Source organism: Lichenihabitans sp. PAMC28606, assembly GCF_020616535.1.
Lineage (GTDB): Bacteria > Pseudomonadota > Alphaproteobacteria > Rhizobiales > Beijerinckiaceae > Lichenihabitans > Lichenihabitans psoromatis.
The window spans coordinates 1,427,366-1,444,541 of record NZ_CP085136.1 but is presented as its reverse complement, the minus strand read 5'-3'; the positions used below and the strand labels follow the sequence as shown (position 1 = coordinate 1,444,541).

Here is a 17,176-nt window from a genome sequence, read left to right as displayed (position 1 = left end):
CGGTTAGCGGAGCGAATTTGCCAAGGCGAACGCGCTCTAGTCGGATGTTTGGCTCGCGATGATGAAGGTGTGGTCCGTGTCGGTCCAGATCAGGCCAAGATCGAGCGTATCACCCTGGTGATACTCGACCTTGCCGGAAAGGAAAGTGTCGCCCCGCTGAACCGAGGCTTTGAGATATTCGGCCGCGTCGCTGCTCATCGCATTCACGATCATCTCGGCTTTGGCGCGGTCCCACCGAAAAGCCGCGATCAGAGCGGCTTGCTCATAAGCCTTCAGCGTGGTCTCAAGCTTCTCATCGACCGGGGCCGCCACGCGAACTTCGAAGCGCCGAAACTCGTCGCCGTGGCATTTCAGCGTGCCTTCGACATTCTCGCCCGTCGCGAGAACCCGGACTTCGACGCCCTCATCGTCACCGAAAAAGCCGCGCGTGATGTTCAGCGGGCGTTCGAACGTCACTTTGTTGGGCTGCGCCGCTTTGGTGAAATCCTCCATGAAGGAGGCACAGCCGAACGGCGGCACCTTGACCTTGGCAAAAGCCGGAAGCGGGAGGGCCGCGGCGCACACCAAAGCGAGAACACAGAGGGCCTTCATGCGTAAACTCCAGGGGCGTCCGACCGTCACGTGTCTTGAAATCAGCTGTCCATCTTCAGGGCGGCGATGAAAGCCTCCTGCGGAATTTCGACCTTGCCGAACTGTCGCATCTTCTTCTTACCGGCTTTCTGCTTCTCGAGCAGCTTGCGCTTGCGGGTCACGTCGCCGCCGTAGCACTTGGCGGTCACGTCCTTCCGGAGCGCCCGGATGGTCTCGCGCGCGATGATCTTGCCGCCGATCGCGGCCTGCACGGGGATCTGGAACATATGCTGCGGGATGAGATCCTTCAGCTTGTCCACCATGGCGCGGCCCCGCATTTCGGCACGGTCGCGATGCACCAGCATCGACAGCGCGTCGACCGGCTCGGCATTGACCAGGATCGACATTTTGACGAGGTCGCCCGGCTTATAGTCGGTGATATTGTAGTCGAAGCTGGCATAGCCCTTCGAGATCGACTTCAGCCGATCGTAGAAGTCGAACACGACTTCGTTCAGCGGCAGATCGTAGGTCACCATCGCGCGTTTGCCGACATAGTTGAGGTCGACCTGTATGCCGCGCCGATCCTGACAAAGCTTTAAGATGCTGCCGAGGTAATCGTCCGGCGTGAGCAGCGTCGCCCTGATCCACGGTTCGCGGAATTCCAAGATCTGCATCACGTCTGGCATATCGGCCGGATTATGCAGGTCGATCTGCGTACCGTCGCGCATCGCGATCTCGTAGATGACCGAGGGCGCTGTGGCGATGAGATCGAGATTGAACTCGCGCTCGAGCCGCTCCTGGATGATTTCGAGATGCAGCAGTCCGAGAAAGCCGCAACGGAACCCGAAGCCGAGCGCCGCAGAGCTTTCCATATCGTAGGAGAAGCTTGCGTCGTTGAGGCGCAGGCGCCCCATTGCGGCGCGCAAATCCTCGAAATCGGCGGCATCGACCGGAAACAGGCCGCAAAACACGACTGGCTGCGCCGGCTTGAAGCCGGGCAGGGCCTCGGCGGTCGGCTTGCGCTCATCGGTAATCGTATCGCCGACGCGGGTGTCGGCCACTTCCTTGATCTGCGCGGTGATGAAGCCGATCTCGCCCGGACCGAGGACCGAAACATCCTTCATCTTGGGCGTGAAGACACCGATGCGATCGACCTCGTAGTGAGCATTGGTCGCCATCGTGCGGATCTTGGAGCCCTTTTTCATCGTGCCGTCGATGACGCGGACCAGCACCACGACGCCAAGATAGGCGTCGTACCAGCTGTCGACCAGCAGCGCTTTCAGGGGCGCGGTCTCGTCTCCTTTGGGTGGCGGCAGGCGCTTGACGATCGCCTCCAGCACGCCCTCGATGTTCAGCCCCGTCTTGGCCGAGATCATCACGGCGTCGGACGCATCGAGCCCGATGACGTCCTCGATCTGCTCCTTGATGCGCTCGGGCTCGGCGGCCGGCAGATCGATCTTGTTGAGGATCGGCACGATCTCGTGTCCGGCGTCGAGCGCCTGATAGACGTTGGCGAGCGTCTGCGCCTCGACGCCCTGGCTCGCGTCGACCACCAGCAGCGACCCTTCGCAGGCCGCGAGGGAACGCGAGACCTCGTAGGCGAAATCGACGTGGCCGGGCGTATCCATCAGGTTGAGGATGTAGGTGAGGCCGTCCTCCGCCTTATATTCGAGGCGGACCGTCTGGGCCTTGATCGTGATGCCGCGTTCACGCTCGATATCCATGCTGTCGAGCATCTGCTCGCTCATGTCACGCAACGCGACGGTGCCGGTCGTTTGGATCAAACGGTCGGCGAGCGTGGACTTGCCGTGGTCGATATGGGCCACGATGGAAAAATTGCGGATGTTGGCAAAGGTATGCGACGTCATCCGGCCGCAATAGCAGTCGCGCCGGGGAAAACCAAGGCGAAGCGTCTTGGTTTACGCCTGAAAAGTCGGATGTCTCTTCTTAGTTGAGGGGCGGCTGTCCCGACGGTGCGACACTAGCGACCTTTCCACCCTGCGCCTGGGCCTCCGGGGTGCCAGACAGGGCCACCGCAAGGTCGTCGGCGCTGCGGCCCGCGAGAGTCGTGACGACGCTGTCGCTCACCACGCTCCAGGGATCGGCGGCGGCGACCGGCAGGTCGATCGTATCTTCGATCCGCTGTTCCCGTTGCTTCCGGCCGGCTTCGAAAACGTCGTAGACATAGGAGAGCGTGGTGCCGCCGGTCTCGCCCGGATAGGCCGAGAGATAGCCTCGAACCAGATAATGCGCCGAGGCTTCGTCCGTGACTGTGATTTCGCGCGAGGCGGCCTCGCCGAACAGGCTCTGACGGAAACGAGCCGCAACCTGATCAGGTGCGCCATCGAGGCTCACCAGCGCCACCGTCGCGGCGCGCGGGCTCGTCAACTGGCCGCGCGCGATGGCGTTGCGAACGTCTCCGCGCCCAACGCGTGCATCCGGTACCGCCTCGCAACCACCCAGGGCCATCGCGATCGTCAGGCCGGCCAATCCAAGGCCAAGGACCTGACCGTGCCGCAGGTGAGATCGTCGATACATGCCCGCTCCCAAGCCTCCGCGCCGGTCGCCTCGTCGGCACCAGCACAGCTTTCCTAAGCTCGAGTTAAAGCTATTTGGTCACGAGGTCCAGATTGGCGGCGTTGATGACCTGTGGGCCGGTTAACGTCACGATCGAGGTTCGGCCGAGGCACATGGCGGTGTCGGTCTCGGAATCCATCAGGATCATGTGGAGGAACACCACCTGGTTCGGGGCCAGCACCCAATAGTTGTTGGCGAAGAACATCGGCGGGTCCATCCACGACGGGGTGAATTTGGCGCCGAGCGAATAACCGCAGGCGTTCAACCGATGATGTGACAAGCCATGCTGGTCGAACACACGGGCATGCGCCGCATAGACGTCACCCGCCGTGCGACCCGGCCGAAGCTCCGTCTCGCAGGCCGCCAGAGCTTCCCGAGCGGCCGCGTGATAGGCGACATGCTGCGCCCGAGCGCGTCCGATCACGTGGGTCCGCATGATGGCAGCATGGTAGTGGCGGAACACACCGGCGAATTCCAGCGTGATCTGATCGTTCGCGTCGAGCCGTCGCCGCCCGGACTTGTAGCGGCACAGAAGCGCATCGCGACCCGATCCGATGATGAATTCGTTGCCCGGGTAATCACCGCCGCCCGCGAAGATGGCACTCTGCTGTGCCGCCAGGATGTCGCCCTCGTCCGCGCCGGCGCGGGTTGCGTCGATGGCAGCGCGATCGGCTGCATCCGACAAGCGGGCCGCTTCCCGCACAAAGGCGAGTTCGGCGTCCGATTTGGTGACCCGCAGACGCGGAACGATCGACGAGGCGTCGACGAGGGTCACGAATCCCTCGAGAGCGGAGGCGACCCGCTGTCCATTCGCATAGGTCAAGCCGTAGGAATCGTATTCGACGCCGAGACGGTGACCCGCGACGCCGAGGTCGGCCAACATGGCCCTGAGATCATGCGCCGGATTGGCCTCGGCCGCATCGACCCAGACACGGATGGTATCGATGAGCGACGTATGCTGCGCCTGCCGGAGGTCGGCCGAGCGGGTCAGCAACGCGGTCCGGCCATCCTGCCCGACATGAAGGCACTGAAAAAAGCAGAACCCGAACGTATCGTAACCGGTCAGCCAGAACATGCTCTCCTGCGCGAACAGCAGCATGCCATCGATCTGCCGTTCGGCCATGACGGTCTGCAGGCGCCGCATCCGGTCGGCCATTTCGTCTAGACTAAAATGAACCGCCATCGATGAGAACCCTATCGGCTTGTCGGAAGGCCCTTGGTCGGTGAACCCGTTGCTCGCGCCCGCGCGTGAAGTTCGGCATCGACCTCCGCACCAAGGAGAAACACCAGCGCCGCGACCCAGAACCAAAGCAGCAGCACGACGACGGCGCCGAGCGATCCATAGGTCGCGTCATAGCTGCCGAAATGCCCGACATAGAAGGAGAAAAGCCAGGAGCCGCCGAGCCACAAGGCCGTGGCGGTGGCAGAGCCCCAGGTGATCCATTCCCATCTCGCTTTCTGCCGGCATGGCGCGAAACGGTAGAGCACCGCGAAGCCGAGCAAGATGATAACGGCCAGCAGCGGCCAGCGGGCGAGCGCGATCGTGGTCGCCAATTGCGTCGGCACATGCAGCAGCGCGAGGGCTGCCGGGATGATCCCGATCGCGAAGACAATCGCGATCGCGATCAGGATGGCGGCGAACGTCATGCCGAGTGCGACGAGGTTCTGCACGACGAGCGAGCGCCGCTCCGTCTCTTCATAGGCGATGTTAAGCCCGGTCATGACGGACGCCATACCGGCGCGCGCGCTCCACAGGGCCAGCAGCACGCCCGTCACGAGCGCAATATTGAACTGCGAGGACTTCTTGGCCACGAAGGATGTGAGGCCGTCGTTGATCAGCGTCAGCGCCTCGCGGGGGAGAATTTCCGAAAACGGCGCGATTTGACGGGACACCTCGGCCGGATCCCCGAACAAGCCATAGAGCGACACGATGGCGGCCAAAGCCGGGAAAATGGCGAGAAGCGTATAGAAAGCGACCCCTGCCGCGACCATCGAGACGTTGTCGCGGCCAATCCGGTCCACGACCGACCAAATGACACCGACGAGACCCGGACGATGCGAGATCGCGACCGGATTTGGGTTGACGACTGCCGCATGCGAGACGACCGTCGGAACCAGTGGGGTATCGGACCCCGCTTGTGGCCCGGCCGCCGGATCGTTCTCCGGCTCGGGAACGGCCACCGGCTTGGGCCGACCGACCGGCCCCGCCATCTTACCGAGGGCGATGCCGGCCGCGATCGCGAGGATCAATCCCGAGATCTGGCCCGACTTCTTCGTCTTCACCACATCCGACATTGTCTCGACCTCTTCGCTTCGAGCTGAAAATGGCACGCCGGCCGAAAACGTTCCGTGATCCTACCGGCCAAATCCTAGCCGGAAAACATGCCGCAGCGAAGGGCGGGTGGCTCCATCACGCCTCACTCGCCTCGCGGAGCATTTCGAGTTCGATCCACTGGGTCTCGGCCTTTTCAAGATCGCTGTCGGCCTTGGCCAGCGCCGCAGATGCTTTGGCGAAACCCGCTGGATCGCGGCTGTAAAGCTTCGGGTCGGCAAGAACGTTCTTCATCTTCGTGGCCGCGCGCCGCATCTCCTCCATGCGGCCTGGCAGGGTCTCCAGCGCATGTTTGTCCTTGAAGCTCATCTTGCGCTTCGGACCAGCGATGGTTCCAGTCTTGGCTTTGCCATTGCCATCGACTTTGCTGGACGCCACCGGCTTGCCGCTCAGCGACGCGCCACGCTGGGCGACCATGTCGGAGTAGCCGCCGGCATATTCGGTCCAGCGACCTTCGCCCTCCGACACCATGACCGAGGTCGCGACGCGATCGAGAAAGTCACGGTCATGGCTCACGACGATGACGGTGCCGGGGTAATCGGCCAGCATTTCCTGCAGGAGATCGAGCGTTTCGAGATCGAGATCGTTGGTCGGTTCGTCGAGCACCAGAAGGTTAGAGGGCAGAGCCAAAGCGCGCGCCAGGGTCAGCCGCCCGCGCTCACCGCCCGACAGGCGACCGACCGGGGTCCGCGCCTGTTCAGGACCGAACAGAAAGTCTTTCATGTAGCCGATCACATGTTTCGGCTGCCCATTGATGATGACGTTGTCGCTCCCGCCGCCGGTCAGCGCATCAGCCAAGGTCGTGGTCGGCAACAAGCTGGTGCGACCCTGGTCGAGGGTCGCGAGCGCCACGTTGGCTCCGATCTTCACCCAGCCGCTATCGGGCTCGAGCAGCCCCGTCATCAGTTTCAGCAACGTCGACTTGCCGGCGCCGTTCGCGCCGACGACGCCAAGCCGGTCGTTCCGCAACACACGGGTCGAGAAATCCTGCACGATCACACGCTCGTCGAAGGCTTTCGATACCTCCTCGGCTTCGATCACCAGCTTGCCGGAGGTCTTGGCTTCGGACACCGAGATCTTGACCTCGCCGACGGTGCGGCGCTCGTCGCGTCTCTCGCTGCGAAGATCCGCCAGCGCACCCATGCGACGCACGTTGCGCTTACGCCGGCCCGTGACGCCGTAGCGGACCCAATCCTCTTCCATTGCGATCTTGCGATCGAGCTTGTGCCGGTCGCGCTCTTCTTCTTCCAGTACCTGATCGCGCCAAGCCTCGAAATCGCCGAAGCCCCGGTCGATCCGCCGCGTCTTGCCCCGATCGAGCCACAACGTGGCGCGCGACAGGCGCGTGAGAAAGCGACGATCATGGCTCACCAGAACCAGTGCCGAGCGCAAGCTCGCCAGTTCGGATTCGAGCCACTCGATCGCCGGCAGGTCGAGATGGTTGGTCGGCTCGTCGAGCAGCAAGATGTCGGGCTCGGGCGCCAGCACACGCGCCAATGCCGCGCGACGGCCCTCGCCGCCCGAGAGATGACGCGGGTCCTCGTTGCCAGTCAGGCCAAGGTCGTTCAGCAGCGTGATGGCGCGATACGGGTCGTCGAGCGGGCCCAGATCGGCTTCGACATAGGCCAACACGGTATCAAAGCCCGACAGGTCCGGCTCTTGCGGCAGGTAGCGCAGACTGGCGTCCGGCTGCATGAACCGCGTGCCGCTGTCGGCCTCGCCCGAGCCCGCCGCGATCTTGAGGAAGGTCGACTTACCGGAGCCATTGCGCCCGACGAGACACAAGCGTTCGCCGCGCGAGACCGAAAATTCGGCCCCATCGAGAAGCGGCTTGCCGCCGAGGGTCAATCGAATATTTTGAAGCGTAAGAAGCGGAGGAGCCATAAGGGTCGCGGAATTCCAACAAACGTGCAAAAGCTGCGCGCAACGGGTGGCACAGCCTGAGCCGCGCGCCAACTGCTAATATGGTGCCGCGCAATCGCCTCGCCACGTTTTTGCTGCGGCGCACAAAGACGCAAGGCGCGGAACGTCCGTTCATCGAAAGTTGCGCCCGATTGACCTCCGCCCGTGATTTCCCGATGGGTCGGACGTATGGGTGTCATGGACCGCTGGCTAGCTGCGTGAAACCTCGAAGGAGATTGCCTTGACCACAGATCAAAACGGAGCCGGACTCGCGGCCCTCAAACAGGTCCACTCGACCCACCCGACCGCGACGCTCGGCGAGATGTTTGCGGCCGATCCGAAGCGCTTCGATCGTTTTCACGTCATCCTTGGCGATCTCCTGTTCGACTATTCGAAGCATCGCGTCGATGACGCCATTCTGCAGGCCCTGTTCACCCTGGCGCGCGGCGCAGATCTCGAGGGCAAGCGCGAGCGCATGTTCAAGGGCGAGATCTACAACACGACCGAACACCGCCCGGCTTTGCATACGGCCCTTCGTAACTTCTCGGGCAAGCCCGTCATGGTCGATGGCAAGGATGTGATGCCGGACGTCATCGCCGAGCGCGAGAAGGTCGCGGCTTTCGCGGCTGGGATCCGTGATGGCTCGATGCCGGGCGCGACCGGGCGCCCGATCACCGACGTGGTCAATATCGGGATCGGCGGATCGGACCTCGGGCCAGCCATGGCGGCGCGCGCGCTGGCGCCCTACGGCACGCCGCGGATCGCCTGTCACTTCGTGTCCAACGTCGACGGCGCCGATATCGGCGATACGATCCAGCATCTCGATCCGGCCACGACCCTGTTCATCGTGTCATCGAAGACGTTCACGACCCTCGAGACCATGACCAACGCCCAGACGGCCCGAAAGTGGATCGCGGACGGGCTCGGCGAAGCGGCCGTCGAGCATCATTTCGCTGCGGTATCGACCAAGCTCGACCTTGTGGAAAAATTCGGCATCAAGCCCGAGCGCGTGTTCGGCTTCTGGGATTGGGTCGGTGGACGCTACTCCATGTGGTCGAGCATCGGTCTCGCGCTGGTGATCCTGATCGGCCCGACTCAATTCGAGGACTTCCTGCGCGGCGGCTTCGAGGTCGATACGCATTTCCGCGAGGCACCGCTGGAGCAGAACATCCCGGCCCTCATGGGTCTGATCGGCGTCTGGTATCGCAACGTGCTCGGCTTCTCGACCCAGGCCGTCATTCCCTACGATCAGCGGCTCGGGCGGTTTCCGGCCTATCTCCAGCAACTCGACATGGAGAGCAACGGCAAGTCGGTGCATCTCGACGGCACGCCGGTGCAGGACCAGACAGGCCCGGTCGTATGGGGCGAGCCCGGCACCAATGGCCAGCATGCCTTCTTCCAATTGCTCCATCAGGGCACAGAGATCGTGCCGATCGACTTCCTGGCGGCTGCCGAGCCAACCCATGCGGACCGGCATCACCACGATATCCTGCTCAGCAACTGCTTCGCCCAAAGCCAGGCTTTGATGCAGGGCCGATCGATCGACGAGGTGAAGGCGCAACTTGCCAAGGGCGGCATGGACCCCGCTGCGGTCGAAAAGCTCGCACCCCACAAGGTGTTCTCGGGCAATCGGCCGTCCTCAACCTTCCTTTATCGCAAGCTCGACCCGGCCATGCTGGGCCGGTTGATCGCGCTCTACGAGCATCGGGTGTTCACGATGGCGGCGATTTGGGACACCAACCCCTTCGATCAATGGGGTGTCGAGCTCGGCAAGGAACTCGCGTCCAAGCTCGGCCCGATCGTGGCCGATGCCACGGCCTCGACCGAAGGGCTCGATCCATCGACCGTGGGGCTTGTGACGCATCGTCGCGATCTTCTCAGCCATCCCAAGGTCGGCTGATCTCAAGCGACCGATAGGACCGAACCAACCCCGGACGGCCGTCGACGCGGTCCGGGGCCACAGTCTGGCAAGCCTCAGCTCGACCGGGCGACGACGACCAGCCGCCTGACCTGGCCGCTCAAATAAGCTTGCAGGAAGGCGTTGTAGTTTTTGAACGACACGCAGCCGTTCGAGTCGCCATTCGGCCCGAGCATATAGGTATGGGCCAGGAGCCCCGTCCGGCCGTAGGTTCCGCCGCCGCCGACAGGGTTCAGCCGCAAGGCGCGGACACCGTGGAACAGGCTTTCGCGTTCGCGAAGCTCGTAGGATTGCGGCGGCGTCGGGCCGCGCATCCGTTCACTGACATGGCGCGGATTGTCGAGCCGGTCGCCGAGCCCCGAGTGAGCCTCGAGCTGGCTTCCGTCGGGCATGTAGACCGTGTGGGCCGAAATATCATAGATCGCGACTCCCCGATCGGTCGCCATCGTGGGGTTGGCCGCGAGCCGCCGTGGGTTGCCGAAAAGACCGTCTTCCGCCGCTGCATATCCGAGGGCCGGCCCTGACGATGGCGCCGGTGCATCGAAGAGCTTTTCGAGGAAGGAGCGATTATCGGGCGTCGAGGTGGGTGCGGTGCTCGCATGCGGCTGGAGAGACGCCATCTGACGCGGTTGGGTCCGATAGGGAGCTTGCCGGTCATGGCCGCTCAACTCCGACGGACGCGGAACCGGCAGCGGGACGGGTTCGGCCGCCGCCACCATCGGCGGCGCTTGGCTTTCGACCAGCGGCGGCGTGGGCGAGGGGGGAAGCGTTAAGACGGCAGTCTGCTCGGGTTCTCCGACGCCGTCGGCTGAGGGCGGGAGGGACGCGGTCGATGCCGATGCCGATGTCTGATCGGGCGACCCGGTCGGCCCGAGCGCCGCGGTCGGCACGAGCGCCGCGAATGTGGAGCCGAGCGGCAGATTTTGCCCGAAGGAGCTGGGCGAGGCACCCGCCAAAGCGGAGGGGTCGAGCAGCGCGGCATAATCATGCGCGACCGGGCTGGGCGCGACTGGAGAAGGAGGCATCGCGGCGGTTTCGACGGCTGCGGGGCGCGACGCGGTCGTAATGGGTCGGGGCACCGCGATCGAGAGCGTCGACGCAGCAATATGGATGGGTGGCAGAGCCGGGATGGCCACGATCAAGACACCGGTCGCCGCCACGCCCGATACGAGCGCGAGAGCACCACACAGGATCGGCAGAAGCGAGTGCCGGCGACGCAAGCGACCGCTCACGAAAGGCGAGAGGTCGTCGGAGTGTACGGCCGCGTGTGTCATCCGTCTCGCTCTTGGACTGGTTCCACGGCGCGTCTCGTCACCGCCCATGGGGGTAGTGCCGGAGCCGCGCGCGTCGCAGTGGAAGTCGGACGGAAGATCCATCCCAATGTCCCTGCACGCACATTGGGGCCGAGTTTGGTTAACTCGCGCTTAAAAGCTGGACCATGATTGATGGAATTCGTTCGGCTGGGCCGTGCACCACGCGACGGGGTTGCTTCGGCGGGCGGCGGAGCGCCGGCGACGATCACGTCGCGAGGTGAGGGGCTTACCGACCTATCCTGCCGCACCGTCTCAAAAAGCCGCGCGCAGGACCGAGTTGATGGCGCCTCGATGGTCCGACCGTCAGCGTCGTCCGAGAGGCGGACTCTGCGGATTGCTCATGCCGGAAATACCATCATGCTCCAGAGCTCCGGTCCGAAGGCATCAACACCCGCAGCGCCTGCGTCGGCTCCACGCCGGGTCGCCGTCACGGAACCTTTGCGGTATCCGGCGCCGAACCGGAGGATGGGGCCGGCGCTGTTGCGGCTGCCGCTCTGGCTTGGTCGATCTCGTCCTGAACCGTCTTCAGCGTCGCACGGGCCTGCTCGATCGACGTTTTGAGTCCGGCAAGCTCATCGTTGCGCCGTTTGACGTCGGCATCCAGCGTGGCGATCCGGCCTTGGAGATCCGTGAGACTTGTCTGCGCACCGGCCACGTCGCTGGCCAGCTTGTCGCGTTGAGCACCTGCATCCGCAACAGTCTTGGCGACCCGCGTCTGGTCGGCCTCGACAGCCGCCAGTGCGGCTTGCCGCGCGGTCATCTGCGCCTCAGTCTGTGACAAACGGGCTGTCGCGTCAGTCAATTTCTGCTGCAGTCCGTCGATCACGCCCTTCAGGGTATCGCGTTGGCTCGTCGCATCGGACACGGCCTTGTCGATGGCCTGTCGATCCGCCTGGGCAGCCGGAATGGCTTTGCGGATTGCCGAGAGATCCGCCTGTGCTTGAGCCAGCAGAGCTTGCGTCGATGCCGTCTCGGCCTGCACCTTGTCGCGCGCAGCGGCAGCATCGGTGATGGACTTTTCGATGCTGGTGCGCTGAGCGTCAAGCGGCGGAATCCCGGACTTCGCCGTATCGAGCGCGCTTTGTGCTTCTGCGACCTGACGGGTCAGATCAGCCAATTGGCGGCGCGCTGGCTCGATCTCGCGATTGAGCCGATCCCGCTCCGCCGCCGCATCGGCGACCGCCTTTTGGGCCGCTACCCGGTTTTCATCGAGCGTCGCCATCGTGCTCTTGGACGCCGTCAAATCAGTCTCGGCCTGCGCGGCCTCCAGCTTGACTTGAGCATCACTCCGCATCGTGGCTTCGAGGTCCGCGTGGGCTTTTTCGAGGTCGGCATTGCTTTGCGCCAGCGTCTGCTCGAGCCCGCTCTGTTGCGCGCTCAATTGCAGCAAGTTGTCCTGCGTGCTTTTCAGCTGGGCCTGCGCTTCGTCACGTGATTTCGAGGCGGCTGCCGTCGCGTTTTGGGCGACCGCGACGCTGCTTTGCGCCGCGAGCCGCTTGCCTTCGATATCGGCCAGCGAGCCGGAGGCGGCGCGCTCCGCCTTCAGATCGTTCGAGACCTGCTCGTTTTGGCGCCGAAGCGAGGTGATCTGATCCGCCGCCTGGGACGCGTCCGAACCTGCATTGACGAAGCTCCAGATCGCGACAATCCAGCCGAGGAGCGCGACGAGCACCAGCACGATGGAGATCGGGCGTCTCAACTCGGCAGCCAGATCGAAATCCATGATTCGCGTTCCCCGTTCGTGTCGCGTCCCGGTCACTATAGGACCGGATCGCCCCTGAGTGCGACTCTCCGCTCACCGTGACGGCGTTGTGTCAGGTGGCGATCTCGAGCGCCAGCGTGGCGTGGTGCACCCTGCCATATTGATCGGTGGCCGCGACGCGAACCGGATGGACCCCGGGGCCAAGTGTCGGCGGCAGGCGGACGGTCCACATATGGGACGACACTTCGGCTTTCACCCAGGCTTTCTTGACGGCCTCGTTGCGAGCGAAAACGTCTTCCACGAAGGGATCCGGGATTGCTTTCCGAACCATCGATATCGGCTCGGCGGTCCCGATCCGCATCGTCACGGTGGTCTTCGGTCCACCATCGAACACGTTGGCCACGAGGGTCGTGGACGGGACGGCCGCCAGCGCGATTGGCGGTTCGATCAAGGCGCCCGGCCGATAGTCGCGACGCATCTCGCTATGCAGGTGGCTAAGCACCGACAAGCGGATCTGGCGGCCGTTCGGCTCCTTGAGGGGCACGTAGCGGGTCGTGTAGGAGGTGCCGTCGATCGAGAGGATGTGGAAGCCATTCGGCGTTCCGTCGCGGCTATCCGCCACCGCGACGCCGCGATGGTCGTAGGGCCCGCTCCACCAGGAGCCCGAAACCGCCGTGAGCACATGATGATGGTGAGGCTGCGGGCCGGTCCATCCGTCGGCGGCATCGAGATAGTGATGCTCGGTCGTGTGGGTGTGGCCCGAGAAGCTCACGCTATGCGGTCGTCCCTCGAACAATTTGAGGAACTCCGCCCGATTGGTCAGGTTCTGGGCCGGATCTTCGGGGTCGATGTAGGTGCGGAGCGGGATGTGCAACGTCACGACCAGCAGTTTGTCGGTCGGCACTTCGGCCAGCAGGTTGCGTATGAAATCCATCTGGGCCGGATCGATGCGCCCCTCGTATTTGCCTGCGCCGCCGGGGCGCTTCGGGTCGGTGCCGAGATAATCGACGTTATCCAGTATGATGAAGACCGCATCCGCATAGGCGAAGGCGTAATAGGGCGGCCCGAACGTCCGTTTGAACGTCTCGCGCGAATAATGGCGGTTGGGCGCCTCGAAATTAAGGTCGTGGTTGCCGCCGATGTTGTACCAGGGCAGGCCGAGCGTCGCGATAATGCCGTTGTAGCGCCCGTAGAGCGACAGATCGTCGAACATCATATCGCCGAGCGTCATGCCGAACTTGGCTGGCGTGCCGTTCAGTGCATTGACCACGTCTTCGCGAATAAAGTCGACTTCCGCCGGCGTTTGCGGCTGCGGGTCGGTGAACAACACGACCTCGAACTGAGCGGGTTCGTCCTGCCGCGTGAGCGGAAAATCCAGCGACGCGGGCAAGGGTGCCGTCGGTTCGATCCCCTCGAACGTCAGATTGAGCGCAACTGGGCTGCCGGACGGCTGATTGATGCGGTAGAATCGATGCAGCATCGTGTCGGCTTCGACCGGCGTCGTGAACCCGGCAGGTTTGATCACGAAGATGATGGTCTCGTCGCGAAGCGGCAGTGTGTAACCCCCGTCCGCATCCGTTTTGACGACCTCGCGTCCGTTCGACACGAGCACGCCGGCCACGCCTCGGCTATCGGCTTGGCGAATGCCCGTGATCCCGGTGTCCTCGAATACGATGCCCCGAACGGTCGCGCTCGATCCATCGGCCTGCGCCGTCGCTGCCGCTCGCGCGTCGCCGCTGGCGAGCGCAAGACCGACCCCGCCGAGCGCTGCCGATTTCAGAAGATCGCGACGGGATAACCCGCTCTCTTGATCGTGATCCAAACCTGCCTCCTGGTCCGACGATTCGGTCGAGACGATAGGCGGGCGGGATGACCGACCCGTGACGGGTGGCTCGATCAGGCGGCGCGGCGCGATCCCGTTCGCCCGGACGAACTGGTGCCAGGCTTGTCGTTGAACAACTCGGCCAGCTTCTCGGTCATGGCGCCGCCAAGCTCCTCGGCATCCACGATCGTGACGGCGCGCCGGTAATAGCGCGTCACGTCATGGCCGATGCCGATTGCAATTAATTCCACTGGCGAGCGCATTTCGATCTCCTCGATCACGGCGCGCAGGTGACGTTCCAGATAATTGCCTGGATTGACCGACAGGGTGGAGTCATCGACCGGGGCGCCATCCGAGATCATCATCAGGATGCGGCGTTGCTCGGGACGGCCGAGCAGGCGCTTATGGGCCCAATCGAGCGCCTCGCCGTCGATATTCTCCTTGAGGAGCCCCTCGCGCATCATCAGTCCAAGGTTCTTGCGAGCGCGGCGCCAAGGTGCGTCGGCCGACTTGTAGATGATGTGACGCAAATCGTTGAGGCGGCCCGGACTCGCTGGCTTGCCGGCCTGCAACCATGTCTCACGTGCCTGTCCGCCCTTCCAGGCGCGGGTCGTGAAGCCGAGGATTTCGACCTTGACGCCGCAGCGCTCCAGCGTCCGGGCCAGGATGTCGGCGCAGCTCGCCGCCACCGTGATGGGACGCCCGCGCATCGAACCGGAATTATCCATCAGCAGCGTCACGACGGTGTCGCGGAAATCGGTGTCCTTCTCGCGCTTGAACGACAAGGGCTGCTGCGGATCGATGACGACGCGCACGAGCCGAGCGGGGTCGAGCATCCCTTCCTCGAGATCGAACTCCCACGAGCGGTTCTGTTGCGCCATCAAGCGGCGTTGCAGCCGATTGGCGAGGCGTGACACGACACTCGACATGTTGCTCAACTGCTTGTCGAGATAGCTCCGCAAGCGGGCGAGTTCTTCGGGCTCGCAGAGGTCCTCCGCCTGCACGGTCTCGTCGTATTTCTGCGTATAGGCCTTGTAATCGGGACCTCGGGTCTCGAATGGCCCGGTCGGTGGCTGCCGGCTTTCGGCGGCCTCGTCCGAATCGCCGTCGTCGGAATCTTCGGGGGTCTCGCCAAGCGGCGCGTCGGCGCTATCCATGGCGCCATCTTCCATATCGTCGGCCGCCGCATCGGCGGCATCCATCTCCATGGTCTCGCCGCTGTCGCTCTCCTCACCCTCGCCGTCCTGGTTTTCCGGATTATCGGCTTGGGTGTCGTCGGACTCGTCTTGGTTGTCCTCGTCGCGGTCCGAGGCCGAAGGATCAGCCATATCGAGCGAGGCGAGCAGCTTATGCACGGCGCGCCCGAAAGCGCGTTGGTCCTCGATCGAGGTGCCCAACTGATCGAGTTCGGCGCCGGCGCGGTTCTCGATCCAGGGCCGCCAGAGATCGACGATTTTTTGACCCGCGGCGGGCGGCTTCAAGCCGGTGAGACGCTCACGCGCGATGAGCGCGACGGCGTCCTCCAGCGGCGCATCCGCGCGGTCGCTCACTTCGGCATAATTGCCCCGGTGATAACGGTCTTCCAGCATGGCGGTCAGGTTGTTGGCGACACCTTCCATGCGGCGCGACCCGATCGCCTCGACGCGGACCTGTTCGACGGCATCGAACACAGCACGCGCGGCTTGCGCCTCGGGCGCAAGCTTTCGATGCACCCCGACATCGTGACACGCAAGCTTCAAAGCCATCGAGTCGGAATGGCCCCGCACGATCGCGGCATCACGGGGCGACAGCTTGCGCGGGGGCTCGGGCAAGCGCGCCTTGGCGCTCTCGCCATGCCCGATGACGCCGGGCTTGTCGGCCGCGTAGGTGACTTCAAGCGCGGGCGTGCGGGCCATGGCGCGCATACAGGCCGCAACCGCTCGCTTGAACGGTTCTTGCGGGGCCTCGGCGGGGCCGATGGTCTTTCGATTGGTCGGGGTGCTCATCGAGACACCACTCCTTGCTGGGTCGAGCGCGGTCAGGCGACCGCGCCGGGCGCGACCCTCAGGTCAGCGCCACATTGACGGTGCTCTCGGGCAGTTCCTTACCGAAGCTGCGCTGATAGAACTCGGCCACCAGCGAGCGTTCGAGTTCGTCGCACTTGTTGAGGAACGTGAGCCGGAACGCAAACCCGATATCGTTGAAGATGTCGGCATTCTCGGCCCATGTGATGACCGTCCGCGGGCTCATGACGGTCGATAGATCGCCGGCCGTGAAGGCGTTCCGGGTCAGATCGGCGACGCGGACCATGCGATTGATGATGTCGCGACCCTCCTTGGTTTTATAGTGCGGCGACTTGGCCTGCACGATGTCGACCTCTCGGTCATGCGGCAGGTAGTTCAGCGTCGCGACGATGGACCAACGATCCATCTGGCCCTGATTGATCTGCTGCGTGCCGTGATACAGGCCGGACGTATCGCCGAGCCCGACCGTGTTGGCCGTGGCGAAGAGGCGGAACGCCGGGTGAGGCTTGATGACGCGCTTCTGATCGAGAAGCGTCAGGCGGCCGGACAATTCGAGCACGCGCTGGATGACGAACATGACGTCCGGTCGGCCGGCGTCATATTCGTCGAAGCACAGCGCGACATTATGCTGCAACGCCCAGGGCAGCATGCCGTCGCGGAACTCGGTGACCTGCTTGCCGTCCTGCAAAACGATTGCGTCTTTGCCGACGAGGTCGACGCGCGAGACGTGGCTGTCGAGATTGATGCGGACACAAGGCCATTTGAGCCGGGCCGCGACCTGCTCGATATGGGTCGATTTGCCGGTGCCGTGATAGCCTGTGATCATCACGCGGCGATTGCGCGCGAAGCCCGCGAGAATCGCCAGCGTCGTATCCTTGTCGAAGATGTAGTCCGGGTCTGTCTCCGGCACATGTTCGTCAATCACGGAATAGGCCGGAACCTGCATACCGGAGTCGAAGCCGAAGACCTCTCTGACCGAAACCGTCGTATCCGGCACACCGCCGGTCTGCTGCTCAACTCTGTCCATCATGCCTCCG

Annotated in this window: 12 protein-coding genes; 1 reads left to right on the top strand and 11 read right to left on the bottom strand. The window is 63.8% G+C overall.

Features of this window, described 5'->3' with window-relative positions:
* Positions 1-36: 36 nt before the first annotated feature.
* The 6 genes from LGH83_RS06925 to LGH83_RS06900 form a co-directional block, all read right to left on the bottom strand.
* On the bottom strand, positions 37-591 hold the full coding sequence (locus LGH83_RS06925; RefSeq protein ID WP_227401155.1) for a hypothetical protein: 555 nt from the start codon (positions 589-591) through the stop codon (positions 37-39).
* A gap of 41 nt (positions 592-632) precedes the next feature.
* Positions 633-2,438, bottom strand: a complete 1,806-nt coding sequence (gene lepA / locus LGH83_RS06920) for a translation elongation factor 4 (protein WP_227401154.1) — start codon at positions 2,436-2,438, stop codon at positions 633-635.
* A 79-nt stretch (positions 2,439-2,517) separates the two neighbouring features.
* On the bottom strand, positions 2,518-3,108 hold the full coding sequence (locus LGH83_RS06915; protein WP_227401153.1) for a hypothetical protein: 591 nt from the start codon (positions 3,106-3,108) through the stop codon (positions 2,518-2,520).
* Positions 3,109-3,178: 70 nt separating this feature from the next.
* Positions 3,179-4,330, bottom strand: coding sequence for a M24 family metallopeptidase (locus LGH83_RS06910; RefSeq protein WP_227401152.1), 1,152 nt, complete (start codon positions 4,328-4,330; stop codon positions 3,179-3,181).
* A gap of 11 nt (positions 4,331-4,341) precedes the next feature.
* Positions 4,342-5,442 (bottom strand): YihY/virulence factor BrkB family protein, encoded by a 1,101-nt coding sequence (locus tag LGH83_RS06905; protein WP_227401151.1) that lies wholly within the window; start codon positions 5,440-5,442, stop codon positions 4,342-4,344.
* Positions 5,443-5,557: 115 nt separating this feature from the next.
* A complete protein-coding gene (locus LGH83_RS06900; protein WP_227401150.1) occupies positions 5,558-7,363 on the bottom strand; it encodes an ABC-F family ATP-binding cassette domain-containing protein in 1,806 nt (601 codons plus the stop codon).
* Between the two features lie 340 nt (positions 7,364-7,703).
* Between LGH83_RS06900 and pgi the strand changes: the two genes are divergently transcribed.
* The gene (pgi, locus tag LGH83_RS06895; RefSeq protein ID WP_264479176.1) at positions 7,704-9,281 is read left to right on the top strand and encodes a glucose-6-phosphate isomerase; all 1,578 of its coding nucleotides are present in this window, start codon (positions 7,704-7,706) and stop codon (positions 9,279-9,281) included.
* A gap of 74 nt (positions 9,282-9,355) precedes the next feature.
* Here pgi and LGH83_RS06890 read toward each other — a convergent pair whose 3' ends face one another.
* From LGH83_RS06890 to cobS, 5 genes are all read right to left on the bottom strand, one after another.
* The gene (locus tag LGH83_RS06890; protein WP_227401148.1) at positions 9,356-10,675 is read right to left on the bottom strand and encodes a DUF2778 domain-containing protein; all 1,320 of its coding nucleotides are present in this window, start codon (positions 10,673-10,675) and stop codon (positions 9,356-9,358) included.
* A gap of 364 nt (positions 10,676-11,039) precedes the next feature.
* Positions 11,040-12,335, bottom strand: coding sequence for a hypothetical protein (locus LGH83_RS06885; protein WP_227401147.1), 1,296 nt, complete (start codon positions 12,333-12,335; stop codon positions 11,040-11,042).
* Between the two features lie 91 nt (positions 12,336-12,426).
* A complete protein-coding gene (locus LGH83_RS06880; RefSeq protein WP_227401146.1) occupies positions 12,427-14,136 on the bottom strand; it encodes a calcineurin-like phosphoesterase C-terminal domain-containing protein in 1,710 nt (569 codons plus the stop codon).
* 74 nt (positions 14,137-14,210) lie between these two features.
* Positions 14,211-16,121: a cobaltochelatase subunit CobT gene (gene cobT / locus LGH83_RS06875; protein ID WP_227401145.1), complete on the bottom strand. Its 1,911-nt coding sequence runs from the start codon at positions 16,119-16,121 to the stop codon at positions 14,211-14,213.
* A 58-nt stretch (positions 16,122-16,179) separates the two neighbouring features.
* Entirely contained in the window at positions 16,180-17,166 is a 987-nt protein-coding gene (gene cobS, locus LGH83_RS06870; RefSeq protein ID WP_131120025.1) for a cobaltochelatase subunit CobS, read from the bottom strand.
* Between the last annotated feature and the right edge of the window lie 10 nt (positions 17,167-17,176).

Bases quoted from the DNA above. Each gene is read 5' to 3' on its own strand.
- LGH83_RS06910 (WP_227401152.1), bottom strand. From the start codon at position 4,330: ATGGCGGTTCATTTTAGTCTAGACGAAATGGCCGACCGGATGCGGCGC.
- cobT (WP_227401145.1), bottom strand. From the start codon at position 16,121: ATGAGCACCCCGACCAATCGAAAGACCATCGGCCCCGCCGAGGCCCCG.
- pgi (WP_264479176.1), top strand. From the start codon at position 7,704: ATGTTTGCGGCCGATCCGAAGCGCTTCGATCGTTTTCACGTCATCCTT.
- lepA (WP_227401154.1), bottom strand. From the start codon at position 2,438: ATGACGTCGCATACCTTTGCCAACATCCGCAATTTTTCCATCGTGGCC.
- LGH83_RS06915 (WP_227401153.1), bottom strand. From the start codon at position 3,108: ATGTATCGACGATCTCACCTGCGGCACGGTCAGGTCCTTGGCCTTGGA.
- LGH83_RS06905 (WP_227401151.1), bottom strand. From the start codon at position 5,442: ATGTCGGATGTGGTGAAGACGAAGAAGTCGGGCCAGATCTCGGGATTG.
- LGH83_RS06900 (WP_227401150.1), bottom strand. From the start codon at position 7,363: ATGGCTCCTCCGCTTCTTACGCTTCAAAATATTCGATTGACCCTCGGC.
- LGH83_RS06890 (WP_227401148.1), bottom strand. From the start codon at position 10,675: ATGGATCTTCCGTCCGACTTCCACTGCGACGCGCGCGGCTCCGGCACT.
- LGH83_RS06885 (WP_227401147.1), bottom strand. From the start codon at position 12,335: ATGGATTTCGATCTGGCTGCCGAGTTGAGACGCCCGATCTCCATCGTG.
- LGH83_RS06925 (WP_227401155.1), bottom strand. From the start codon at position 591: ATGAAGGCCCTCTGTGTTCTCGCTTTGGTGTGCGCCGCGGCCCTCCCG.
- cobS (WP_131120025.1), bottom strand. From the start codon at position 17,166: ATGGACAGAGTTGAGCAGCAGACCGGCGGTGTGCCGGATACGACGGTT.